Annotated in this window: 18 protein-coding genes and 3 pseudogenes; 10 read left to right on the top strand and 11 right to left on the bottom strand. The window is 41.4% G+C overall.

Annotated elements, in window-relative coordinates; all coding sequences use genetic code 11:
* Positions 1 to 13 precede the first annotated feature (13 nt).
* Together ACTQWB_RS16055 and ACTQWB_RS16050 are read right to left on the bottom strand one after the other, a co-directional pair.
* Positions 14 to 877, bottom strand: coding sequence for an ABC transporter permease (locus ACTQWB_RS16055; protein WP_441502439.1), 864 nt, complete (start codon positions 875 to 877; stop codon positions 14 to 16).
* A 258-nt stretch (positions 878 to 1,135) separates the two neighbouring features.
* Positions 1,136 to 2,092: pseudogene (locus tag ACTQWB_RS16050) on the bottom strand (ABC transporter ATP-binding protein); the annotation flags it as partial.
* A gap of 325 nt (positions 2,093 to 2,417) precedes the next feature.
* Between ACTQWB_RS16050 and ACTQWB_RS16045 the strand changes: the two are divergent.
* Positions 2,418 to 4,967 carry a leucine-rich repeat protein gene (locus ACTQWB_RS16045; protein WP_441502440.1) on the top strand — a complete coding sequence of 850 codons (2,550 nt, stop codon included), beginning with the start codon at positions 2,418 to 2,420 and terminating at the stop codon, positions 4,965 to 4,967.
* A gap of 106 nt (positions 4,968 to 5,073) precedes the next feature.
* Here the strand turns inward: ACTQWB_RS16045 and rsmG are convergent, their stop codons facing one another.
* The 6 genes and pseudogenes from rsmG to ACTQWB_RS16015 all read right to left on the bottom strand — a co-directional run.
* Entirely contained in the window at positions 5,074 to 5,808 is a 735-nt protein-coding gene (gene rsmG / locus ACTQWB_RS16040) for a 16S rRNA (guanine(527)-N(7))-methyltransferase RsmG (RefSeq protein WP_441502441.1), read from the bottom strand.
* 100 nt (positions 5,809 to 5,908) lie between these two features.
* Positions 5,909 to 7,792 carry a tRNA uridine-5-carboxymethylaminomethyl(34) synthesis enzyme MnmG gene (gene mnmG, locus ACTQWB_RS16035; protein WP_441502442.1) on the bottom strand — a complete coding sequence of 628 codons (1,884 nt, stop codon included), beginning with the start codon at positions 7,790 to 7,792 and terminating at the stop codon, positions 5,909 to 5,911.
* 78 nt (positions 7,793 to 7,870) lie between these two features.
* Positions 7,871 to 9,244, bottom strand: a complete 1,374-nt coding sequence (gene mnmE / locus ACTQWB_RS16030) for a tRNA uridine-5-carboxymethylaminomethyl(34) synthesis GTPase MnmE (protein ID WP_441502443.1) — start codon at positions 9,242 to 9,244, stop codon at positions 7,871 to 7,873.
* A gap of 218 nt (positions 9,245 to 9,462) precedes the next feature.
* A complete protein-coding gene (jag, locus tag ACTQWB_RS16025) occupies positions 9,463 to 10,440 on the bottom strand; it encodes an RNA-binding cell elongation regulator Jag/EloR (RefSeq protein WP_441502444.1) in 978 nt (325 codons plus the stop codon).
* A gap of 25 nt (positions 10,441 to 10,465) precedes the next feature.
* Entirely contained in the window at positions 10,466 to 11,749 is a 1,284-nt protein-coding gene (gene yidC / locus ACTQWB_RS16020; RefSeq protein WP_441502481.1) for a membrane protein insertase YidC, read from the bottom strand.
* A 48-nt stretch (positions 11,750 to 11,797) separates the two neighbouring features.
* A pseudogene (locus tag ACTQWB_RS16015) lies at positions 11,798 to 11,869 on the bottom strand (DUF6783 domain-containing protein); the annotation flags it as partial.
* On the opposite strand from ACTQWB_RS16015, the pseudogene ACTQWB_RS16010 reads away from it, so the two are divergent.
* Positions 11,840 to 11,917: pseudogene (locus ACTQWB_RS16010) on the top strand (DUF6783 domain-containing protein); the annotation flags it as partial. The pseudogenes ACTQWB_RS16015 and ACTQWB_RS16010 overlap by 30 nt on opposite strands.
* A gap of 52 nt (positions 11,918 to 11,969) precedes the next feature.
* On the opposite strand, the gene yidD reads toward ACTQWB_RS16010, so the two are convergent.
* From yidD to rpmH, 3 genes are all read right to left on the bottom strand, one after another.
* Positions 11,970 to 12,167 carry a membrane protein insertion efficiency factor YidD gene (gene yidD / locus ACTQWB_RS16005; RefSeq protein ID WP_441502482.1) on the bottom strand — a complete coding sequence of 66 codons (198 nt, stop codon included), beginning with the start codon at positions 12,165 to 12,167 and terminating at the stop codon, positions 11,970 to 11,972.
* 19 nt (positions 12,168 to 12,186) lie between these two features.
* On the bottom strand, positions 12,187 to 12,576 hold the full coding sequence (rnpA, locus tag ACTQWB_RS16000; protein WP_441502445.1) for a ribonuclease P protein component: 390 nt from the start codon (positions 12,574 to 12,576) through the stop codon (positions 12,187 to 12,189).
* Positions 12,577 to 12,728: 152 nt separating this feature from the next.
* A complete protein-coding gene (rpmH, locus tag ACTQWB_RS15995; RefSeq protein ID WP_005423866.1) occupies positions 12,729 to 12,863 on the bottom strand; it encodes a 50S ribosomal protein L34 in 135 nt (44 codons plus the stop codon).
* An 828-nt stretch (positions 12,864 to 13,691) separates the two neighbouring features.
* Here rpmH and dnaA point away from each other — a divergent pair.
* The 8 genes from dnaA (at position 13,692) to ACTQWB_RS15955 (ending at position 24,140) form a co-directional block, all read left to right on the top strand.
* Entirely contained in the window at positions 13,692 to 15,056 is a 1,365-nt protein-coding gene (gene dnaA, locus ACTQWB_RS15990; RefSeq protein ID WP_441502446.1) for a chromosomal replication initiator protein DnaA, read from the top strand.
* A gap of 278 nt (positions 15,057 to 15,334) precedes the next feature.
* Positions 15,335 to 16,450, top strand: coding sequence for a DNA polymerase III subunit beta (gene dnaN / locus ACTQWB_RS15985; protein WP_441502447.1), 1,116 nt, complete (start codon positions 15,335 to 15,337; stop codon positions 16,448 to 16,450).
* 17 nt (positions 16,451 to 16,467) lie between these two features.
* Complete coding sequence (locus ACTQWB_RS15980) at positions 16,468 to 16,689, top strand: RNA-binding S4 domain-containing protein (protein WP_441502483.1); 222 nt, start codon at positions 16,468 to 16,470, stop codon at positions 16,687 to 16,689.
* Position 16,690: 1 nt separating this feature from the next.
* Complete coding sequence (gene recF, locus ACTQWB_RS15975; RefSeq protein ID WP_441502448.1) at positions 16,691 to 17,779, top strand: DNA replication/repair protein RecF; 1,089 nt, start codon at positions 16,691 to 16,693, stop codon at positions 17,777 to 17,779.
* 121 nt (positions 17,780 to 17,900) lie between these two features.
* Positions 17,901 to 20,501 (top strand): tetratricopeptide repeat protein, encoded by a 2,601-nt coding sequence (locus tag ACTQWB_RS15970; protein WP_441502449.1) that lies wholly within the window; start codon positions 17,901 to 17,903, stop codon positions 20,499 to 20,501.
* A 223-nt stretch (positions 20,502 to 20,724) separates the two neighbouring features.
* Positions 20,725 to 21,600 carry a 16S rRNA (adenine(1518)-N(6)/adenine(1519)-N(6))-dimethyltransferase RsmA gene (gene rsmA, locus ACTQWB_RS15965; protein ID WP_441502484.1) on the top strand — a complete coding sequence of 292 codons (876 nt, stop codon included), beginning with the start codon at positions 20,725 to 20,727 and terminating at the stop codon, positions 21,598 to 21,600.
* A 562-nt stretch (positions 21,601 to 22,162) separates the two neighbouring features.
* Positions 22,163 to 22,612, top strand: coding sequence for a DUF1002 domain-containing protein (locus tag ACTQWB_RS15960; protein ID WP_441502450.1), 450 nt, complete (start codon positions 22,163 to 22,165; stop codon positions 22,610 to 22,612).
* A 718-nt stretch (positions 22,613 to 23,330) separates the two neighbouring features.
* On the top strand, positions 23,331 to 24,140 hold the full coding sequence (locus tag ACTQWB_RS15955; RefSeq protein ID WP_441502451.1) for a hypothetical protein: 810 nt from the start codon (positions 23,331 to 23,333) through the stop codon (positions 24,138 to 24,140).
* Positions 24,141 to 24,335 lie beyond the last annotated feature (195 nt).

Here is a 24,335-nt window from a genome sequence, read left to right as displayed (position 1 = left end):
TTTTCCCACCTCCTTAATTCCAACGTCTCTTTAATATTGTCTGCATGGTTAGGAATATACAGATGGTAATAACAGACAGGAAATACAATACTCCAGTCACATCAAAAATACTGTTTGTAAAGTTTTCAAAGTGTGAGCTAAGATTAAACACTTCAAGCACTTTCTGAATTCCTCCTTCAAAAACACTGGATTTTACAACATAAACAATTACCAGTGCGACTTCTCCAATCACGCAGATTGCACCAGAAATCACTGCATTCTTAATCATGCTGTAAATCATAAGGCTAAGTGCTATGATCAGAAGTCCGAATGTTACGCAGGTGGACATTGCTGTCTGTGAAAAGAAGGATGAAATTCCATTCATCATATAAAATGCAAATAAAAATACAAAAGTAAGAACTGCCGCAATTACCTGGCTTTCAGTAATTGCTGAGAAGAATACACCAATGGCAATGTTTGCACTTCCCAGAAGGAAAAAACCAAGGAGTGCAGTGTATGCAGCTCCAAATGCAACGGTTCCAAATTTTGCCATGATCAGCGGGTAAGTTGCCAGTACTACAATTGGTATCGCATAAATAGTAACCAGTGCCAGATATTTTCCCATTACAATGCCGAATACAGACACCGGAGAGGTGAGCAGCAACTGGTCTGTTTTCTGCTTTCTTTCCTCAGCAAGTACACGCATGGTCAGAATCGGCACTGCGATCAGGAACACAAAGGTCATAGCGTTTAAAGTATATTCAAATTTCGGATATGCAGCTGAAAGCTGATATGCTGAAAAGTAGATACCTGCAATTAACAGTACAAAAAACATAAACAGGTAGCCGACCATAGAGGTCAGGTAGCTTTTCAGCTCTCTTTTATAAATAGCAAGCATGGTTTACTCCTCCCCCTTTTCTTCCTCAGACGCTGTTGAATTATCCTGTATCTCGTCAGAAAGTCCATTACCTGACACAGTATCATATATTTCGTCCGAATCAGCCAATCTCGTTTCAAAAAGTCCGTTATCCAGGACTTTTTTCTCGGTATTATCTGTATTATCTGTATCATCATGATTTTCGTTATTCTCATTTTTTCCGTTCAGATAATTTTCAGCATCTGCTGCCGTTTTAAAAAAAGATTTTCCAGATTTTTTCCCGGAATCGTCTTTATCCTTTTTTTCACTTTCCGTAAGTTCAAGGAAAATCTCCTCCAGAGAAACCTTCTTAGACTGCATTTCAAGAATCGGACAGCCGGCATTTACCATACTGTAGAATACTTTTTCACGCACATCCGCGTTCTCCTCTGTACTCACAGTAAGCGCATAAACACCTTCTTCCGGGCTCTTCTTTACCGTAACCTCTTTTACCCCTTCTACGCCCTCCAGAGCGGCTTTGATGGTATCTTTCTGACCTTTTACAAGCAGGTTCAGGTTATTAGAGCCTGTTGCCAGTTTGCCCAGATTCTCCGGTGTATCGCTAGCTACCAGTTTTCCATGGGAAATGATCAGCACGTAATCGCATACTGCGCTGACTTCGGAAAGGATGTGGGAGCTGAGTATAACAGTATGTTTCTTTTTCAGCCCTTTGATCAGTTCACGAATCTCATTAATCTGTTTCGGGTCAAGGCCAACGGTCGGTTCATCAAGAATGATCACTTCCGGATAGCCAAGTACTGCCTGGGCAATACCAACTCTCTGTCTGTATCCTTTGGAAAGGTTCTTGATCAGACGGTTTTTCATATCGGTAATTTTCACCATATCCATAATTTCTTCGATCATGGATGCTTTTTTATCTTTAGGAATTTTCTTCAGATCTGCAACGAATTTCAGATATTCCAGAACGGTCATATCAAAATAAAGGGGCGGCATTTCGGGAAGATATCCGATACATTTTTTTGCCTCCTCAGGTTCCTCCAGAATATCATGGCCGTCTATGATTACTGTTCCTTCGGTAGATGCAATGTAGCCGGTTATCATATTCATGGTTGTGGATTTTCCGGCGCCGTTGGGGCCCAGGAAACCATAAATCTTACCTTTCTCGATTTCAAAAGAAAGGTGGTCTACGGCGGTGTGGTCGCCATAGCGTTTCACCAGATTTTTTACTTCAATCAAGTTTCTTACCTCCTTCAAGTTGCAGGTGCCGGACGCATATTCCAGGCATCTATCTATGATAATTTTATGTGCAACCTGTGAGGAAATTTAGATGATTGTGTGAGAAAAATGTGATTATTTTGTGTTAGAAATGTGTCTCGTTATCAGCAGCAACTGTAGATGTATTATTGTAAAAAAATAATTGTAACCCGTTCCAAATCTTACTATAATAAGGTATACGTATTCAGCTCTCAACAAAATACAAAGTATTTTGCAGATTAACCCTGAAACGTTACAAATTATAATCTCATAGAGCCAGCTAAAGCGGCTCTGTTAAGGAGGATTTATGAAAAAGATCAGAAAATTTGCACCCTTGTTGTTTTGCTGTCTGTTCATGTTTCTGCTGCTATTTCCGCAGACTGCAAAAGCAGGCACGCTCGTCCCAACAGCCCAGGATAACCTAAGTGTCAGTCTGAGGCGTTCCTCTGACCTGATTCCTGTTTCTAATGGTTATATGCGTGTATTCAAAAAATCAAAAAGTATTGGAATCGAATACTACGATAACAATTTTCAGATTACGGGCAAAAAAGAAATTGCCATGGAGCTTCCTCTGTGGGGCGGCTTCTACGCAGGCTCTGATGGCTATTACCTTGTAGAGGGACAGAGTAATACAGCCGAAGACAATTCTGCCGAAGTCATTCGTGTTATCCGCTATGATACTAACTGGAAGCGAAACGGAGCAGCTGCCATCACCAGTAATCCAGATTTATTCGGCGGACAAGTCCGCTATCCTTTCGATTATGGCTGCGTAGAAATGACCGAGACAAACGGTACCCTTTATATTGTAACCGGACACCAGGGGTATGTGGACTCTTCGGTGGGAATGGGTCATCAGGGATTTCTCATGATCGCCGTTGACAAGGCTTCCATGACTGGAAAAATCGTACAATCCGATTTATGGCACTCCTTTGCCCAGTACATAAAATCCAATTCATCTTATTTGTATGTCCTGGAACAAAGCGAAGGATCACGCTGTACCCAGCTTTCCAGATATGATAATAACAGCCTTGAGAAAAAGACCATTGAGCTTTTGTCCTACGGCGGTTCCCGTACTTCCGTCTGGGCACTGCCCTGCTACGCTAGTGTAGACGGTATGGCAGTTTCTTCTGACAGTGTGCTGTGCATCGGAACCACCATTGACCAGAGCAAGTATGACAACGTGGCAAAGGATTCCAGCATTCCGCACAACATTTATCTTACCGTCACACCAACCTCCAATTTCACGAAGGAAGCGACCTCTTTGAAATACCTTACCCATTACACTGGTGACGGAAAAAGCTTCCTTGGAGTCAAAATCACGAAAATTACAGATAACCGATTTATGGTTTCCTGGGAAGAATATGAAGAGGAGATCCCAGATGATGATACCTCTTCCAAATATGCATCCGGCGATGATTCCCTTTCCTCCAGCACTCTTCATTATCTGTTCATTGACGGAAAAGGAAATACGATCAGCAAGGAATATACCACTGCCGCTCCAGTTTCTGACTGTCAGCCAGTTGTGAAGAATTCCAAGGTTGTTTATTACGCATCCAATGAAAATACCGTTAATTTTTACTCCATTGATGCAAATAATGGAAATACCACCAAAAAGATATATCGTATTGCCGGGGACAATGCCACCTGGAGTTTTGCAAATGGAATCCTTACCATTTCCGGACAGGGCGCTATTTCCGTAACAGAAAACGAAAATTATCGTTCTCCAGTTTCTTCTATCGGTGGACAAGTTTTCTATAGTGATACTGCATGGAAGTCCATAAAAAATCAGGTAAAGAAAATTGTTATAAAATCTGGCATTACCAGTATTTGCGAATCAGCCTTTACCCGTCTGCCGGCCTTGAAAGAGGTAGAGGTGGAAAACGGAGTAATCCAGATTGGGGCAAAAGCATTTGCATACTGTGACAATCTGGAAAAAGTTACTCTTCCTGCCAGTGTTACCGTAATTGGAGATGATATCGTATGGACAGGTTCTTACTGGTATGGTGGGTCTCATGTAAATTACGCCACCATATATGCCCCTTACGGTTCTGCTGCCATCACATACGCACAGAAAAATGATATTTCCTATGCCTGTGATCTTTCCAGCGCAGCTGTAACCGGAATCAACTCCAAGTACACCTATACAGGCTCTTCGTTAAAGCCGAAGCCGACCGTTACCCTTGGAAAGAAAAAGCTTACTGCAGATTCCGATTTCAAAGTCACCTATAGCAATAATAAAAACACGGGAACTGCCACAGTAAAAATTACAGGTATTGGAAGCTATTATGGAACTATTACCTTAAATTTCCAGATTGTATCCGCGCAAAATACTCCAACACCGGCTCCTGTTTCAAAAACGTTCAAGGATGCTTATAATACTTACACCGTTAACAAAACCGGTACTACCGTTACTTTAAAGAAGCCAAATTCCAGGGCAATTATCACCGCAACCATTCCTTCTTCCGTAAAAGCGAATGGAAAAACCTATAAAGTAACTGCCATTGCTTCTAACGCTTTCAAAAACTGCCGTAAGCTGAAACAGGTAACCATTTCCAAAAATGTTTCCTCCATCGGTTCTGGCGCATTCCAGGGGTGCAGTTCCCTGCGCACACTGAAAATCGGTTCCAGGGTTTCCTCTATTGGAGCAAAAGCATTCTACGATTGCAAGGCGCTTACATCCATTACCATACAATCCAAGAAGCTCACTTCCGGTTCTGTAGGAAAAAGCGCTTTTACCAAAGCCGGACGAAACAACTATAAAAAACTGAAAGTAAAAGTTCCAAAGAGCAAGCTTTCCACTTATAAGAAGCTTCTCAAAGCCAAAGGATTATCTTCAAAAGCAAAAGTTACCAAATAATTTGCAGATTTATTTCTAAAAAAAGGCTATCGTAAAACGAATGTTTATTCGTCAAACGATAGCCTTTTTATCCTGACTGTCCTTTTATTCTGATATCCTTTTTGTCTTATGCCAAAGGCTCCTTAGACGGCAGTCCCGCCTTTCTGGGATACTTCTTGGCAGTAGGTTTCATCTTCTTTATAACAACAAAAGAACGGTCCATATCCGTGTCCATAAGCGGGAATTTCACCACATCCAGAACCTTTCCACCCAGGATTTTTACAGCATTTTCAGCCTGTGAAAGCTCTTCATCGATCTTTCCTGATTTGTAAGAGATAAAGCTTCCGCCTTCTTTTACAAATGGGATGCAGTACTCGGAAAGGGTACTTAAATTGGCTACTGCACGGGAAACGCAAAAATCATATTTTTCTCTGTGTTCCTTTTGCTTGGCATAATCTTCGGCTCTTCCGTGAACGGCTGTCACATTCTTCAATCCCAGCATACCGATCACTTCATTCAGGAAATTTACCCTTTTATTCAAGGAATCCAAAAGTGTAATCTTCAATTCCGGAAAGGCAATTTTCAACGGAATTCCCGGAAAACCAGCACCGGTTCCAATGTCAATAACAGACTTTCCTGTCAGATTATTCTGATCAAAGCATCCAGCCTTTACAATAGATAAACTGTCCAGAAAATGTTTTAAAATAACCTCATCATACTCTGTGATCGCGGTCAGATTCATCACCTTATTTTTCTCCACAAGGTACTCATAATAAGTGATAAACTGTTTTTTCTGCTCCTCTGAAAGAGCAATTCCAAGCTCCTCAAGTCCCTTCTCAAAGAGGGTTAAATCATATTCCATATAGTGCTCCTTCTATTCTGTAATCCTTGGTCTCCCGTTATGGGCAAACGACTTTTTGCCCCTGACAGCATTAACATTATCTTCATACATATTTCCTTTATCAGTGATTCTTCCCATACTGCTCCATATAAACCAGCAGCACCGAAATATCAGCCGGGGAAACTCCTGAAATTCTGGATGCCTGTCCAATGGAAACCGGTCTGTACAGTTCCAGCTTCTGGCGTGCTTCGATACGCAGACTCTTCACTTTCTCGTAATCCAGATCTTCCGGTATCTTCTTTGCTTCCAGCTTCTTGAACTGCTCTACCTGCTTCATCTGACGGCGGATATATCCGTCATACTTAATATTAATGTTCACCTGCTCCTGCACATCCCAGGCAAGCTCCGGACGATTCTTATCAATAGGAGCCACATCCTCATAAGAAAGCTCCGGTCTGCGAATCAGCTCTGCAAGACTGATTCCAGACTTCAGAAGAGTGCTTCCTTTACTTTCCAGAAGGCTCTGGACAGCCTCCGTCATGCCTACATTTGTGTTCTCCACACGCTGGATTTCTTCCTTGATCAGCCGCTCTTTCTCTACTACTTTTGCATACGTTTCGTCATCTACCAGGCCTACCTCCCAGCCTTTTTTACGAAGCCTTAGATCTGCATTATCCTGACGGAGAAGCAGACGGTACTCCGCTCTGCTGGTCATCATCCTGTACGGCTCATGATTCTCTTTGGTAACCAGATCATCGATCAGGACACCAATATAAGCCTCAGAACGGTCCAGGATCAGCTGCTCTTTTCCAAGTACTTCCATAGCCGCATTGATACCAGCGATCAGTCCCTGGGCTGCTGCCTCCTCATAGCCTGAGCTTCCGTTAAACTGTCCGCCACTGAAAAGTCCCTTGATTTTCTTAAACTCCAGTGTAGGATAGAGCTGCCTTGGGTTAATGCAGTCATACTCGATCGCATAAGCATTTTTCACGATTTTTGCATGCTCCAGACCTGGTACGCTGTGGTACATTGCTTCCTGTACATCCTCAGGAAGGGAACTGGACATACCGCCAATATACATCTCATTTGTATACAGTCCTTCCGGCTCGATAAATACCTGATGTCTCTTTTTATCCGCAAAACGTACTACCTTATCCTCAATGGACGGGCAATAACGGGGACCGGTTCCCTCGATCATACCTGAGTATAACGGAGAACGATCCAGGTTCTCACGGATGATTTCATGGGTGATCTCATTCGTATAAGTCAGCCAGCAGGATTTCTGCTGGATCTGCACGTCCTCAGGATCTGTGGAAAAAGAAAATGGTACCACTCTCTCATCACCGAACTGTTCTTCCATCTTGCTGTAATCAATGGTATTTCCTGCAATTCGTGCCGGCGTTCCAGTCTTGAAACGGAACATTTCGATTCCCAGTTCTTTCAGGGAATCGGTCAGATAATTAGCTGCCTGCAGGCCGTTTGGGCCTGTATAATTGCTTACGTCACCGTAAATACATCTTGCTTTCAGGTAAGTTCCGGTACAGAGAACTACCGCCTTACAATGATAAACAGCACCAGAATAGGTCTTCACTCCGGTAATTTTTCCATCTTCCACCAGAAGCTTTGTTACTTCTCCCTGACGGATCGTAAGGTTCTCCTGATTCTCCAGTGTCTTCCTCATCTCATTGCTATAGGCCTGTTTGTCAGCCTGGGCACGAAGGGAATGAACCGCCGGGCCTTTGGAGCAATTCAGCATTTTGGACTGAATGAAGGTCTTATCAATATTTTTTCCCATCTCACCGCCAAGAGCATCCAGCTCACGTACCAGATGTCCTTTGGAACTTCCGCCTACATTCGGGTTACATGGCATTAACGCAATGCTTTCCGCACTTACTGTAAACATGATGGTGTTCAGTCCCAGTCTGGCACCGGCAAGAGCAGCTTCACAGCCTGCATGTCCAGCGCCTACAACTACGATATCATAATTTTCTTCTAAATTTTTCATCGTAAATCTATCTCCTCATATATTTACAAACCAAATTTCGTAAAGCTTTCTCTCAAAATTTTTTCTGCAGCTGCTTTCTTATTTACCCATACAGAACTTACTGAATATCTCATTTACCAGATCTTCGCCGACCTCTTCCCCTGTGATTTTTCCAAGGCTTCCATACGCAGCCATCAGGTCAATGGAGAAAAAGTCCTCCGGCATTCCATCTTCTATGCTCTGTTTTACCATGGAAAGGCTGTCTGCTGCCTCTTCAAGAGCTTCTTTATGACGGGCATTTGTAATATAAACCTCGTCATTAAAAGAAATTTTTCCACTGAAAAACATAGACTTTATCGTATCTGCCAGTTCTGTAACACCGGTCTCCTCTTTTGCAGAAATTGGAATGACCGGATGAGCTGTCTTTTCCTTCAATGCTTCCATACTTACGGCCGGTACAAGGTCCGTTTTGTTATAAAGCACGATCGCTTTTCTGTCTTTCAGCATCTCCATAATCTCTTCGTCATTTTCATCAAGGGGCGTGGAACTGTCAACTACATACAGAATCAGATCTGCTCCCCTGGCCACTTCACGGGCACGGGAAACGCCGATTTTCTCCACTACATCCTGGGTTTCACGGATTCCGGCAGTATCCACGATTTTTAAAGTGATACCATGAAGGGTAATGTATTCCTCCAGAATATCCCTGGTAGTGCCCTCGATATCCGTTACAATAGCCTTATTTTCCCCTACAAGAAGGTTCAGCAGGGATGATTTACCTGCATTTGGTTTTCCCACAATGACCGTCTCGATTCCTTCCCGGATGATCTTGCCGTCTGCGGAAGTTTTCAACAGCTCCTCAATGGATTTCTGCTCTTTTTCCACAATTCCATGTAATTTCTGTGGATAGCCATCCAGGCTGATATGCTCCGGGTCATCCAGTGCAGATTCGATAAATGCGATCTCATAGATCAGATCACTCCGGATCTCCTTGATTGTCTTCTGCACGGAGCCCTTCAGCTGGCTCATGGAGCTTTTCAGGGCATATTCATTCTTCGCCTGGATCACATCCATAACGGCTTCTGCCTGGGAAAGATCCAGCCTTCCATTTAGAAACGCCCTCTTGGTAAACTCTCCGGGTCCGGCAATTTTGGCGCCGTTTTTCAGAACCGTTTCCAGAACACGGTTCATGGCATAAACTCCGCCATGACAATCAATCTCCACGGTATCTTCTCCTGTGAATGTTTTGGGTGCACGCATGACCATGACCAGAACCTCATCCACAGCTTCTTCCCCATCATAAATATAACCATAATGAATGGTATGAGTGGGCACTTCTTTGATTTTCTTTTTTCCACCCTTAGACCGGTAAATGCGTGATATAACATCCATGGCTTCTGGACCGCTGATCCGGATGATTCCGATTCCCGAAGCACTCACAGCAGTAGATATCGCTGCAATTGTTGTATTCATGTGATCTCCTCCGTATAAAATTTCAATTACTATATCAATTTAAGCCATATAAGTTTTCATTGAATCTCTTTGTAAAGCACATTTTTCTAGTTCTCATTATACAAAAAAAGTTACCCCAGGGAAAGATACTAAAAACAAAAGCATAACGCTTCAGTTCTTCCATCTTTCACCTGGAATAACCTCTTACTCATTCTGCAAATCTTTTATAACAAACTGATTTACCATCTTTTTAATTTCACTACAACGTGACGATATGGCTCTTCGCCCTCGCTGACTGTTTCCACATACTTGTTGCCCTGAAGTGCTGAGTGAATGATTCTTCTCTCATATGGGTTCATCGGCTCAAGTACAACTGGCTTTCTTGTCTTCTTAACCTTGTAGGCAATTCCTCTTGCAAGATTCTCCAGAGTCTCTTTACGGCGTCTGCGGTAATCCTCTGTATCAAGCTTTACTCTGATATAGTTGGCTTTGCCTTTATTTACAACAAGGCTTGTAAGGTACTGAAGGGAATCAAGGGTCTGTCCTCTCTTACCGATCAGAATTCCCATGTCCTCTCCCTCAAAAGCAACTTCCAGGCAGCCATCGTTTGTGTTGTACTTAGAAGTGATTTCTACTTCACCAAGATTCATGGATGCAAATACATCGCGAAGGAAAACGATTGCTCTCTCTTCTACGTCCTTGATCTCAGCCGGATCTGTGATGATCTCAACTGGTTTGGACTGTCTTGGCTTCTCTTCTCTTGGCTCTTTCGGCATTTTTTCTTTTGCCGGTTTTTCTTTTACAGGACGCTCCTTGAAAGCTTTCTCTTTCGCCGGGCGCGGCTGTTTTTCTTTCGGTTCCTTTGCAGCTTTTGGCTCTTTTGCTTCTTTTACAGAAGCTTTTTCGCCTGCCGGCTCACTCTTTGGTTCCGCTTTCTCTGCTTTTACAAAAGGCTTCGCTGGCTTTTTCGTCGGCTCTTCCTTGATTGCGTCAACCTTAACGGTATCTACGATTTCTTTAAGCTCTTCCTCTTCAGAAACTGTATTGATCTTGCGTGCTTTGATGATTGCCGGTTTGCTTCCGATACCAAAAAATCCGGAACTACCTTCAGAAACCACTTCAATATCCAGCTGATCACTGGAGACACCTAATTCGATGCACGCCTTGGTGATTGCTTCGCTTTTCGTTTTTGCTGAAAACTGGATAAACTCCTCCATCTATGAAACCCTCCGTTTCCGACAATTACTTCTTCTTGTTTCTCTCATCAAAATCTCTGACCATATTAGCTTTTGCTGTAATACTTCCAGGTTTTGCATTTCTTGCTTTCTGGTAGGATTCCTCTACTTTTTTATTTCTTTCTGCAGCGTCAGTGTTGCTGGAACCTTTATCAATCTTGGTGTTGATATTTCTGGTGGACTGATTGGCTTGATTGGTAATCTTCTGTGGCGGAAGTCCCTCTTTTTCACGCTGCTTCTCGATTTTCTTCATGTTCTCATTTACCAGGTCGTTGATGTCCATTTTGTCAAGATGACGATTGATCAACAGCTGCTGGACACTTCTTACAACAGCACTGGCGATCCAGTAAATACCAAGACCTACCGGGAAAGTGAAACAGAATACAGCTGACATAAGCGGCATAACTGTGTTCATAGTCTTCATGGAAGCCTGCATGGTATCATTGCTGTCTCCGGAAGCTGCTGCCTGCGGCATAAGCTTGTAGTTCAGTACCTGGGTAGCCCATGCAAGAACCGGAATCAGGATTGCAGCGATCGCAAGGGCAATGGAGGCTCCTGCAAAAGCAGCCTTGATGTAGTTAAGAGGCTGATCTGCAATGTTCAGACCGAAGAAGTTCTGCATTTTGGAAATTTCAGCAGATGTTGTATTGATCGTATCTGCAAATCCCTTAAACTGATCCATGGAAGCAAGATCTTTCCACTGGGAAGGAGATAATGCATAAAGGAAATCAATTACAGAATTGCTGGTAGCTTTTCCATTATCCAGAGCAAGCTGTACACGGGTCATCTTGTTATCTGTGATAAAATTCTGGATCAGATCTGTGTATCCGTTTACACTGATGATCTGATCAACAAGACCGGTAAATACATTCTTTACACTTCCAACATAACCTGGAATTTTGTAAATAACCTGCCATAATGCCATCAGGACAGGAAACTGGATCAACAGCTGTACACAGCTTCCGGTTGGTGAAACACCGTATTTCTGATAAACAAGCTGAGTCTCTTCCTGCATTTTCTGCATGGATACCTGGTCTTTTTTATCTTTGTATTTCTTCTGGATTTTCTGAAGCTCCGGCTGCATGACAGAGCTTAACTTGGAAAATTTCTGCTGCTTGATCTGCAGCGGTGTCATCAGCGCATAAATAATGATACTGAAGATGATAATACAAAGACCCAGGTTCTGAATACCCACCAGATCAAGAACTCTGTAAATAGCGTCCATGATCCAGCCCATAATTGAAGCCAGCTGTCCGATAATCGGGACACTGCTCTTCGTCAATAAAATCATATCCAAGTTTGTTTCCTCCTAGGCTTTTTCGGTGTAACTATTCAATTGTCAAATAATTCTAGAGCGTGTTTGAAAAAGGCTTTCTGCAAGATGTGCGTCACAATTTGTGGGAGATTTTGTCCGATTGAGGGAAGCGTAGCGGGCTACGCTGACTGAAAGAGGGCAAAATATACCTCAAAGTGGGGCGTGCAGATTGCAGGAATGATTTTTCAAACAGGCTCTACGGTACAGGGTCATATCCACCATGTGAAAAAGGATTGCAGCGTAAGATTCTCCATGCTGCAAGAAGCCCGCCCTTTAGCGCACCGTACTTTTCGATTGCTTCTAAACCATATTGAGAACAAGTGGGAATATAAGGACATTTTGTTCTCTTCATCGGCGATATATATTTCTGATAGAGACGGATCATGCGGATCATAATATTCTTTACTTTCACATCATGCCTCCGCTTTCTTCGCTTCGCCTGATTCTTTATGAAGCTCAGCCTCACGGCGGATCTTCATTCTGCCAGCAAGGTGCATAAGTGCACTCTCAATCTCCTGATAGGTCCTGTCCTTGGCATTTGGTCTTGCGACCACTACAATGTCCAGGCCCTGCCGGAATGCTTTCTCGTTCAGGCGGTAACTCTCTCTTATCAGTCTGGTGACTCTGTGGCGTACCACACTATTCCCTACTTTTTTACTTACTGATATTCCCAGACGATTCTCCATGTGCCTGTCATGATTCTCGAGCACGTACATCACCAGATACCGATTTGCCTGTGATGTTCCTTTTCGGTATACTTTTTGGAATTCGTTATTTTTCTTTAAGGAGTCTGAGTATTCCATCTGATTCTCCTTTTGATAATATTTATGTAACTATTCAGAGCCAGCTGGCAAAATGAGACCCATTTCGTCAGTGTGACGTATCCGCCCTGCTCTCAACAATTACATATTTCTTTATAGAAGAAAAGACCACAGTAACTGCGGTCTTAACGGTCTTAAGCAGATAACTGCTTTCTTCCTTTTAATCTTCTGGCAGCTAATACTTTACGTCCGCCCTTTGTGCTCATACGAGCTCTGAAGCCATGGACTTTCGCTCTTGATCTTTTTTTCGGCTGAAATGTCATTTTCATAGGTAAAGCACCTCCTTTATCTATATGGAATTTAAAATTATTAACCTAATCAGAACATCATTTCAATTATATTCATAAACCGCGTCTTCGTCAAGTAAAAATTCTTGCAAAATCAATATTTTTGTTATCCACTTAGTTATCCACACTGGGGATAACCTGTCATTTTAAAAAGGTTTACGTAACATTATCCACATTTTGTGGATAACTTGTGGATAACCTGGGGATTATCAGCAAAAATATCCACTTTTGCATGTTGATTTTATCGCATATACCACAAAAAACAGCATTTTTCGAGGGGATTCGACAGTGGAAAGAGTTATGCACATATTTTTTCATTATCGAAACCCATAAAGCCATGTTATGGTAACCAGAATAGTTATCAACCTTTTTATCCACATTTATCCACACACAAAATGTTGATAACTTTCCTGTTTATTCACAAGATATCCACACGTTTTTTCGGGGAATTTTTTTATATCCACTATGAATTTTTCTAAATTGTGGATGTATTGTGGACAATTCTGCGCTTTTCCCCAGCTATTTTTCCTATTTTCTTATTAAAAATTACATTTTCCAAACATGATTCTATTTCTTTTTCAACTTACTGCATCGCTTTTCTTTCCACTTTGTTTTCTGCGATTCTCTTTTTCCTTCCTTCTCTATAATTTTCCACATAAATTTCCTATATAATAAGATTTTGTCGTTGCGAAAAAACAGGATTTATTATAATATATATAAGGATATTTATGTCCTTTGATGGCTTTTTAACAGGGAAACTGCTTTTTTCCCTGTTATGTTGATAAATCAGATGTATTACGGGAGGAAAAAATGAGCACAGTAATAGAAAAATGGGATGAAATCCTGGAAATTGTGAAAAAGGAGCACGATCTTTCCGATGTTCGCTTCGACACCTGGCTGAAACCCCTCAAGGTTTATGATGTCAGTGGAAATGTAGTTACCATCGTTGCTTCAGACCAGGTACGATTAAGCTACATTAATAAAAATTATAAACTGCCTCTGCAGGTTACCATAAGCGAAGTTACCGGAATGGCCGACTGCGAAGTTAAATTCATCCTTCCGGAAGATGTTCCCGCCAAGAAATCCACTTCCGAGATTACACCTGATCAGAATAGCCGTTTTAAGGAAAGATGCGAAGAAGCAAATCTGAACCCGAAATATACATTCAATACTTTTATTGTGGGAAGCAACAACAAGCTGGCCCAGGCAGCAGCCCTGGCAGTAGCGGAATCTCCGGGAAATACCTACAATCCGCTGTTTATCTACGGTGGTGCAGGACTTGGCAAGACCCATCTTATGCATTCCATCGCCCACTTTATTATTGAAAATGATGATAACAGCAAGGTTCTCTATGTTACCAGTGAGGAATTTACCAACGAACTGATCGAGACTATCCGTAACGGAAATAATACTGCAATGAGTAAATTCCGTGAGAAATACCGTAACATTGATGTCCTTCTGATCGATGATATTCAGTTTATTATAGGAAAGGAATCTACACAGGAGGAATTTTTCCATACATTTAACAGCCTCTACAGCGCAAACAAACAGATCATCATATCTTCTGATAAACCGCCGAAGGATATGGAGATTCTGGATGAACGTTTCCGTTCACGATTCGAATGGGGACTGATCGTAGATATCACACTTCCTGATTACGAGACCCGAATGGCGATTCTTCATAAGAAAGAAGACATGGACGGCTACAATGTAAGCGAAGATGTTATCAAATATATAGCCAATAACATCAAATCCAACATCCGTGAACTGGAAGGTGCCTTTAATAAGGTAGTTGCTTACGCAAAACTGGAGAAAAAAGAGGTTACCCTTGAACTTGCAGAGCAGGCTCTTAAGGATATCATCGCACCCAATGAGAATAAACAGATTACTGCGGACTACATTATTTCTATGGTAGCAGAGCATTTCAATGTAAGTACTGCAGATCTTTGCGGAAATAAAAGAAGTTCCAAGATTGTTATGCCAAGACAGGTCGCAATGTACCTTTGCCGTGAAATCCTGGCAATCCCACTGAAAAATGTGGGCCAGTATCTTGGAAATCGTGACCATACAACCGTTATGCACGGCGTAGAAAAGATTGAAAAAGAGCTCCAGACCAACGAACAGCTGCAGAGCACCATCGATACTTTAAAGAAAAAAATTAATCCACAAACTTAACACATTTTTTCCACATTTCGTGTGTATAAGATGTTGACATTATGTGTATTAATGTGAATAACTTTCGGCCCGAAAATCGCCAATGTGGTTTTACACAGGTTATTCACACCGAAAATCAATGCTTTTACACGAAGTTATCCATATCCGAAACCCTTTTATTCACTGGGCGGAAGTAAGTTTTTCACATATTCACACCCCCTACGGCGGTTACGGCGGATATCTTCTTAAATATATTTAATGAAAAACCCATTTTCGTCAGAAAGGAAGTTATACACATTATGAAAATCATTTGCTCCAAAAATAACTTGTTAAAAAGTGTCAGCATTTCATTAAAAGCAGTACCATCCAAAACAACAATGCCAATTCTGGAATGTATTCTGATCGATGCAACAACAAATCAGATTAAATTTACTACAAATGATATGGAACTTGGAATCGAAACTATTGTTGAAGGTACTATAGAAGAAAAAGGAATGGTAGCATTAAATGCAAAAATCTTCTATGAAATCATCAGAAGACTGCCAGATAATGATGTTACTATTAAAACAGATGAAAAATTCGCTGCAACCATTACTTGCGAGAAAGCGAAGTTCAATATTCCTGGAAAATCAGGTGAAGATTTCGCATATCTTCCGATGATTGAGCGAGATGAGCCCTTAACTATCTCTCAATATACATTAAAAAACATGATTTATCAGACAATATTCTCAATTGCACCTAACGATAACAACAAATTAATGACTGGTGAGCTGTTTGAAATTAAGGATAATTGTCTGAAAATTGTTTCCCTGGATGGACACCGCATTGCCATCCGTAAAATGCCTCTGAAAAAGGATTATTCTGACCGTAAAGTGGTAGTTCCAGGCAAGACGCTCAATGAGATCAGTAAGATCTTATCCGGCGAAATAGATGATGTAGTCAGCATTTATTTTACGAATAATCATATTTTATTTGAATTTGACCAGACCATGGTAGTTTCCCGTCTGATCGAAGGCGAATATTTCCGTATTGACCAGATGCTTTCCAGCGATTATGAGACCAAGCTTTCCATTAACAAAAAAGAATTCCTGGATTGTATCGACCGTGCCACACTTCTTGTAAGAGAAGGCGATAAGAAACCGATCATTATCCATATTACCGATAACAGCATGGAGCTTAAGATCGATTCTGCAATGGGATCCATGAATGAGGATATTGATATTGAGAAAGAGGGAAAAGATATCCTGATCGGATTTAACCCGAAGTTCCTTATCGATGCACTTAAAGTTATTGATGATGAGACAATCGACATTTATCTGGTAAACCCGAAAGCGCCATGCTTTATCAGGGACGAAGAAGAAACTTACACATATCTTATCTTACCGGTTAACATAAATCAGAATCAGGCGAGATAATTGCACATTTGGGAGGCATAAAATTGGAAATCAGGATCAGAGATGAATTTATCAAGCTTGGACAGGCATTGAAGCTTGCCGATCTTGTTTCAGATGGCGTTGAAGCAAAATATGTGATCAACGATGGACTTGTAAAAGTAAATGGAGAGGTGGATACCCGCAGAGGCCGCAAGGTTTATGGCGGTGACGTTATTTCCTATAATGGCCAGGATGTGAAAGTTCTGTCAGGAAACGAGTAATATGGCCTATATTGAATCCATAAAATTAAGCAATTTCAGAAATTATGAGTCACTGGAGCTTTCATTTGACAAGGGAACCAATATTTTCTATGGGGATAACGCCCAGGGCAAAACCAATATTCTGGAATCTGTGTATCTGTGCGGAACCAGTAAATCCCATAAGGGAAGCAAGGATCGTGAGATCATCCGTTTCGATCAGGAAGAGTCTCATATCCGTATGATTGTGGGAAAAGATTCCATGTCCTACAAGATCGACATGCACCTTCGGAAAAATAAGGCGAAAGGTGTGGCAATCAATGGGCTTCCCATAAAAAAAGCAAGAGAGCTTCTTGGAGTGGTGAATCTGGTTTTCTTTTCCCCGGAGGATCTGAATATTATCAAAAACGGTCCGGGAGAGCGGCGGAGATTCATGGATGCAGAGCTTTGCCAGCTGGATAAGCTGTATCTGACTGATCTTGCAGGATATAATCATATTCTGAATCAGAGAAATAAGCTTCTGAAGGATATGTTTAAGCAGCCGGGGCTGGGCGCCACTCTGGACGTCTGGGATATGCAGCTGGTTACTTACGGCCGCAAAATTATCGAAAAAAGAAGAGAATTTGTGGAATCTCTAAATGAGATCATCAAGGAGATTCACAGGAATCTTACTGGTGGTATTGAGAATATTGAAGTGATTTACGAACCAAGTGTGGAAAGTGAAGAACTGGAGCAAAGTCTTTTTCGCAACCGTGAAAGAGATCTCCGTATGAAAATGACTTCATCAGGTCCCCACAGGGATGACCTGATGGTTGCGGTGAATGGAATCGATATCCGAAAATATGGTTCGCAGGGGCAGCAGAGAACAGCAGCCCTTTCCTTAAAACTTTCAGAGATTTATCTGGTGGAGAAGATGATTCATGACAAGCCAGTCCTGCTTCTGGATGATGTGCTTTCCGAGCTGGACAGCAATCGTCAGAATTATCTTCTGGAAAGTATTCATGACATCCAGACCCTGATCACTTGTACTGGTCTGGATGATTTTATCAGTCATCAGTTTAAAATCAATAAAGTGTTTCACGTTGTAGCCGGACAGGTGTATCTGCCAGCATAGCAGCTGAAAACCAGAGTTACATTTTGTAAAATCATATGTACAGGCATGGTATCTGCTGCTGATAAATTAGCTTGCTAAGTATAATATGATATGCTAAACTGGCATTAACTATGGAAAGTTGGTGAAAAATTTGGACAAAGAGGAATTTCGGGTTAAACTTGAAGAGATTAACCATTTAGTAGAACAGAAAGATTACAAAGGAGCCATGAACGTTGTAGACAGCATCGACTGGCGCCGTGTGAAAAATGTTCGTACCCTTTGTGTGGTTGGTGAGATTTACGCTGCCAATAAACGGTATGAGGATAGTAAGGAAATTTTCCTCCTTGCTTATCACAGAGCCTCTATCGGAAAGAACATTCTTTACCGTCTTGTGGAAGTATCCCTGAAGCTGGGACAGATTTCTGAGGCAGTGGAATTTTATCAGGAGTACAGGGAAGTTGCACCTAATGATAACACCCAGTACATTCTGAAATATAAGATCCTGAAAGCGAAGAAGGCTCCGGCTGCTGAGCAGATCAAGGTTCTGGAAGAGTATAAGGAGAAGGAATTTACCGAGAAATGGTCTTACGAGCTTGCCAAACTGTATTATCAGGATGGCGATAAGGAGAAATGCCTTGAGCTTTGTAATGAGATCATTCTCTGGTTTAATGAGGGCAGCTATGTGATGAAGGCCATGGACCTGAAACAGCGCATGGGTGTTCTTACTGGTGAGGAAAAAGAGCGGTATGAGCAGCAGTTTGTACCGAAGCTTCTGAAACCGGAAGATGCAGAGAAGGTTCAGGAGGAAGAGAAGACAAAAGAAGACCAGAGTAATGATGGCATTGAGAGCATTCAGATCAAGAATGAGGACCTGGATGGGGTAGAGAGTCTTCAGGACAAGATTTCCAAGGGACTTCGTGACATTTTCGGTAACCGTAAGATGGACGAGACTGAGGAAAGCATTGTTTCTTCTGAGGAGACAAATGGCGTTCAGGAAGAAATGCTTCGTGATCCGGCTGCTGAGAAAGAATATGAGAGTGTTCCGGAGCTTGAGCCGGAGGCTGGCAAGGTGAAGAATACAGTTCAGAAAGAAATTGCATCAGCGGAAGATGAAAAGGGAGCTGCTGAAGCCGGAAGTGAAATTTCTGAGGAGGTGGAACATTCAGCAGTGGCAGATGCACCTGCAGCTGAAAGTCTGAAAATGCCCACACTGAATATTCCGGATTCCATGAAGAATATGTCTGCAGAAGAGGTGGAAGTACCGAAAGCACCTGCGCAGACGAATCTTTACAGTGATGAAAATGAAGAAACAGAGGAAATAAAAGAAGAGAAACCGGAATTTGATTTCTCCAACTTTAACCTGGAGGATACGATCCTTGCAGCTGCTTCTGCGCAGGGAATTGAAATTCCGGATGAACAGCCAGATGAAGCGAAGGTCCAGGAAGAAAATAAAGAGATCGCTGAGGCTGCCAAGGAAATTTCCGGGAAGCCGCAGAAGGCTGAGAAGAAAGAAAAAGCTGAAGAAATTCCGGAAGAAGTCATTACACCGGATGAGGAAGAAATAGAGACTGAACCGGAAGTGAAGAAGCCGGTTGTGGAGCTTGAAGAAGAGGAATTCCTTTCTGAGGAGGATCTTCAGGCTGCTGAGGATGAATTTATGAATGGTCCGGCTGGACGTAAGGAGGAGTCTTCTGATGATTCCATGTCCGAGGATGAATTTATTGCCAAACTTCTTAAGGAGAGCATTGGAGAAGATGAAGATGTTCCTCCTGTTATAGAGGAGGAAGCTGGAGAAGAAACAGTCGAAAATAAGGATGAGGCCGAAGAAGAATTTGATTCTGAAGATGATTCCGAAGAAGATTTCGATTTCGACGAGGATGATGAGGACGAGACGCCTGAAGAAGAGCTTTCAGAGGAAGAAGAGCTGGAGCAGTTCATCGATTCCATTCAGCCAAAGGAGAAACGCAATCCTGCTGATATCGTTCCAAGAGAAAAAGCTCTTACAGATGACGAGAAGAAGCTGTTTACATATTTTGTGAAAGTTCCGGGAATGAAGGAGCAGCTGATCAGTGCACTTTGTGATGTACAGATGGCTGCAGCTGATAAGACATCCAAAACTGGTAATGTGATCGTTATGGGTGGAAGAGAGACTGGTAAGACAAGACTGATTGCAAGCCTGATTCCTGCAATCTGTAAGGAACTGAATCTGCCGGCTTCCAAAGTGGCTTATGTATTTGCTGACCAGTTAAATGAGATGGATATTGCGAAGGTGGTAAATAAGCTGCGTGGTGGTTTCCTTGTAATCGAAAATGCAAACCAGCTGACTCAGGAAACGGTAGAGATTCTGGATAAAGCCATGGATTTCCGTACAGACGGACTTACTGTTATCATTGAGGATGAGAAGATCGGAATGCGTAAGCTGATCGCAAGATTCCCGAAATTTGCGAAGAAGTTTACATCTATGATCAATATTCCAGTATTTACCAATGATGAGCTTGTAAACTTTGCAAGAGTTTACACCAAAGAGAATGGCTATAAGATCGACCAGATGGGAATGCTTGCATTATACAATCTGATCGGAGTGAATCAGAAGGAAGACCAGCCGATGAACATTGGTGCAGTTAAGGAAATGCTCGATACTGCAATGGCGAAATCCCAGGGGGGACTTCTGAAATTCAACAAGAAGAAGAGAGTAGACCGTGACGGATTTACGGTACTCTATGAGAAAGATTTTGCCAAATAAATAATAAGGATATGTCGCATGGTGGCGACATCTATGAAAGTCAGTTACTCCGTGCCTGCGGCACTCTCGTAACTGCCGACCGAATTCGTAATCTGGGCTCGCCCTACTTACTCATTCGGTTTAGCCTGTCCGATATCCATAAATTCGCTCATGCAAGCAAGAATCATTTATGGCTGCCGTCCAGGAATTTTATCAAAAATATAAAAAGAAAGAGGAAATGAACATGACCAGACCTTATTTAGGAAACCCGAAATATACCATTGAAGTACTTCAAAAGTATAATTTTGCTTTCCAGAAAAGGTTTGGTCAGAATTTTCTCATCGATACTCACGTATTAGAAAAGATTATAGAGGCTTCCCAGATCACGAAGGATGATTTTGTCCTGGAAATCGGACCTGGAATCGGTACCATGACACAGTATCTGGCTGAGGCTGCCAGAGAAGTTGTGGCTGTGGAGATTGACAAAACACTGATTCCCATTCTGGAAAACGATACTTTGAAGGATTGGGATAATGTGACTGTGATCAATGAGGATATCCTGAAGGTGGATATTGCAGCACTTGCACAGGAGAAAAATGGGGGAAAGCCCATTAAGGTGGTTGCCAATCTGCCTTATTATATTACCACACCGATCATTATGGGACTTTTCGAAAATCATGTTCCCATCTCTTCCATCACCATTATGGTGCAGAAAGAAGTGGCAGACAGGATGCAGGTAGGACCTGGAACCAAAGATTACGGGGCTTTATCGCTGGCAGTCCAGTATTATGCGAAGCCGCAGATCATTGCAAATGTTCCGCCGAACTGTTTTATGCCAAGACCGAAGGTTGGAAGTGCTGTGATCCAGCTGGTTCGTTATGAAGAGCCGCCGGTGCAGGTGGAGAATGAGAAGCTGATGTTCAGATTGATCCGTGCATCCTTTAACCAGCGCCGCAAAACTCTGGTAAATGGATTGAAGAATTCGCAGGAGCTGGATTTCTCAAAAGAAGAAATCGAGAAAGCAATGGCAGAAACAGGGATTCCGGTAAATGTAAGGGGAGAGGCACTTACGTTGAAGGAATTCGCGGATCTGGCAAATGCGTTTCATAAATTGAGGTAGATGTCGCATGAAGCGACCCGCCGCAGGCGGAGAATCCTGCAAGGCAGGATTCTTTCTTGTTTTTGAGCAAAGTTTATACAAATAAAAATCACCCGGTGGCTAGTCGGGTGATTTTTATTTTGTCTCAAATATATTTTTTAAAAGGAAGGAGAGTCAATCACTTTTCGTGACTGACATATGAAAAAGAAATTTTATAAAAATAATGTTGGCTGTTATTATTTTTATGATGTTAGTATATCGGGAAAGTTTGAAAGAATCGTGTTTATCTTATGAAAAATTAGTGAACGAAATTAAAAAGATTTGTAACTGATAAACTTTTGTAACTGTTCAGAGCCAAATGGATTTGAACAGTTACAAATTTTTAGATACATTTTACAAATTCGGGAAAATGGTGTAGTATAATATGCTGAAATCTGGGGCAGAGAAGGTTTCCTTATCAGATTGCAGAATGAGAATCTTACTCCAGGAGAATAAAAATTCTTGAGTGGATATGGAAAAAAGCTGGAAATGTGACCAGATTTCGGAACTTTATGAACAGAAAATTAACTAGGAGGTAACTATCATGATAAAAATGAAAAAATCAGCAGCACTTATTCTTGCAGGAGTTCTTGCTTGTTCTATGCCGATGCCGGTTATGGCATCCAGTGATACAGAAGTTGTAGAGAGTCTTCTGGACAGTGGAATTGACTTCCTTGCTTCTGATCCTGGCAAGGCAGTGGACATTATTATGTATGCCAAGGATCTTGTGGATCAGCAGAATATCACAGATGACCAGGTAAGAAGCGCCGTTACCCAGGCTGCAGATCACTTTGGAGTATCACTTTCTGATTCTGACGTGGATTCCCTTGTTTCCGTAGTGCGCAAGGTTCTGGATGCGAAGATTGATGAGGATGCACTTAGAAGTGATGTAAATTCTGTTTACAACAAGCTCCAGGACATGGGTGTTACAAAGGATGATGCCAAGGGTCTTGTTGCGAAACTGATCGATTTTGTTAAAGGATTATTCGAATAAGAATAATAAAATGTGCAAAATGTATAACTTTACCAAGCTAAAGTAAAAATAAGAATGTGTTAATTTTATAAAAAAAGAGGAAAAAGAAAGAATAAATTGTGCAAATAAACCAAAAGTTCATTATTCGTTCATAGTTTGTTCATAAGTATCTGGTACTATATAATCAGTTCGAAAGAACATACACAGAAGACGTTGTAATGACACCATTACACATAAAATTTTTTCATAATAATCGCCCCGGCAGTTACTGCCGGGGCACTCCTCGTTTCAGGGGGGAATATGCGTTGGCATAATGTGCCTGTTTTTGTTATTTATGCATTATAAAACGAAATAATTAATATTTAATAATATATTATTGATGCTTAAAATGAAATATCTTATGATTTAAAATAGAATGTAAATGTTAGTGAAATCCTTGTAAAAACAGGGATTTTTTTATTTATCATAAAATATTACAAATCGTTGTATGTTTTAGAAGTAAAGATAAGTAAATATAAGTTCTTCTTACAACAGAATAAAAGAATATAAAATACAACAAAAAATACAACAGAACAGAATAAAAACATAAAAGAAAAACAACAAAATTATAAAAACATGAATAAAAGATACGGGAGAATAAATGAAGAAAAATAAAAAATAAACTTCAAAATTCTGAAAAAATAAAATTACAACAGAATGAAAATTATCAAAATTTAAAATGAAAAGGAGAAAAACAACAATGAAAAAAATCTACGAAGAAAAAATCACCAACGGAGAACTGGAAAAAAGAATTAAAAATGTGCGCCACGGCGTGCTCACCAACCAGGAGGTTATCTGCAAAGTAATGGAATATATTACAGAATTATCCTTTGCAGATTTCATGTTTTTCAAGCGGGAAGCCTATCAAAATGTAATAGATCGGATGGGCGGCCCGCGGAAAATGGGAACTTATCCGGATCTCACAGTAGGTGAAGTCTGTGAATTTGTTTCAGAGCAATTTCACAGAGATCCATTTTCCAAAAGAACCGGAAGGATCATTGACGACATGCGCGTTCCATACGACATTGTGGATCTGCGTCTGGAAGGAAAGCCAGTACGTGTTTATAAGAATGATACAACAACATGGGACTGCCTGGAAGAAAAAGAAGCTTATTCTGAGCTGGAAGCAGAGAAACCGCTGCCGCTGGAAAAGCGTATGAACAGAATTTACAACTTAAAGAGATTTAAGAAAAAGAAATTCGAATATAATGCGTGGAACGGGATCCTTCCATGTGAATATGGAGATTACTGGCAACAGTTTGTGGCAGGAGCCTCATTGTGGGATATCAATGAGGCTTTGGAAACTATTACAGGTAAAAAGATTACCTGCATCCGCAAACTTTGCGATGATTTCACCAATCCAGATGAAGTGAACATGGATTTCAGTATATCAGAATTTTGCGATTACTTCATCAGGGATATGAACTATCAGGACAAGCTATGGCTGTTCATAGAACCTTTCGCAGAAATTTACCGTACAACAAAAGCGGATAAATGCTGCGGGAGCTAAAGCGAAAGAGCGGATAAATGTTGCGGGAGCTAAAGCGAAAGAGCAGATAAAAGCTGCGGGAGCTAAAGCGAAAGAGCAAATAAAAGCTGCGAGCGCTAAAGTGAAAGAGTAAATAAGAGCTGCGGGAGCTGCGCTGAAAGAAAGGAGGGATAAAAGCCAAAAAAGTCAACAGAAGTGAAAACAACAGAAAAAAAT

This window comes from Blautia sp. HCP3S3_H10_2 (assembly GCF_052122375.1).
GTDB lineage: Bacteria > Bacillota > Clostridia > Lachnospirales > Lachnospiraceae > Blautia_A.
The sequence above is the reverse complement of the archived record's forward strand: the minus strand, read 5'-3'. Positions and strand labels throughout refer to the sequence as shown.

What these genes read in the sequence shown, in the direction of transcription:
- ACTQWB_RS16055 (WP_441502439.1), bottom strand. Translation starts at nt 877, where the DNA reads ATGCTTGCTATTTATAAAAGAGAGCTGAAAAGCTACCTGACCTCTATG.
- ACTQWB_RS16045 (WP_441502440.1), top strand. Translation starts at nt 2,418, where the DNA reads ATGAAAAAGATCAGAAAATTTGCACCCTTGTTGTTTTGCTGTCTGTTC.
- rsmG (WP_441502441.1), bottom strand. Translation starts at nt 5,808, where the DNA reads ATGGAATATGATTTAACCCTCTTTGAGAAGGGACTTGAGGAGCTTGGA.
- mnmG (WP_441502442.1), bottom strand. Translation starts at nt 7,792, where the DNA reads ATGAAAAATTTAGAAGAAAATTATGATATCGTAGTTGTAGGCGCTGGA.
- mnmE (WP_441502443.1), bottom strand. Translation starts at nt 9,244, where the DNA reads ATGAATACAACAATTGCAGCGATATCTACTGCTGTGAGTGCTTCGGGA.
- jag (WP_441502444.1), bottom strand. Translation starts at nt 10,440, where the DNA reads ATGGAGGAGTTTATCCAGTTTTCAGCAAAAACGAAAAGCGAAGCAATC.
- yidC (WP_441502481.1), bottom strand. Translation starts at nt 11,749, where the DNA reads ATGATTTTATTGACGAAGAGCAGTGTCCCGATTATCGGACAGCTGGCT.
- yidD (WP_441502482.1), bottom strand. Translation starts at nt 12,167, where the DNA reads ATGATCCGCATGATCCGTCTCTATCAGAAATATATATCGCCGATGAAG.
- rnpA (WP_441502445.1), bottom strand. Translation starts at nt 12,576, where the DNA reads ATGGAATACTCAGACTCCTTAAAGAAAAATAACGAATTCCAAAAAGTA.
- rpmH (WP_005423866.1), bottom strand. Translation starts at nt 12,863, where the DNA reads ATGAAAATGACATTTCAGCCGAAAAAAAGATCAAGAGCGAAAGTCCAT.
- dnaA (WP_441502446.1), top strand. Translation starts at nt 13,692, where the DNA reads ATGAGCACAGTAATAGAAAAATGGGATGAAATCCTGGAAATTGTGAAA.
- dnaN (WP_441502447.1), top strand. Translation starts at nt 15,335, where the DNA reads ATGAAAATCATTTGCTCCAAAAATAACTTGTTAAAAAGTGTCAGCATT.
- recF (WP_441502448.1), top strand. Translation starts at nt 16,691, where the DNA reads ATGGCCTATATTGAATCCATAAAATTAAGCAATTTCAGAAATTATGAG.
- rsmA (WP_441502484.1), top strand. Translation starts at nt 20,725, where the DNA reads ATGACCAGACCTTATTTAGGAAACCCGAAATATACCATTGAAGTACTT.
- ACTQWB_RS15960 (WP_441502450.1), top strand. Translation starts at nt 22,163, where the DNA reads ATGATAAAAATGAAAAAATCAGCAGCACTTATTCTTGCAGGAGTTCTT.
- ACTQWB_RS15955 (WP_441502451.1), top strand. Translation starts at nt 23,331, where the DNA reads ATGAAAAAAATCTACGAAGAAAAAATCACCAACGGAGAACTGGAAAAA.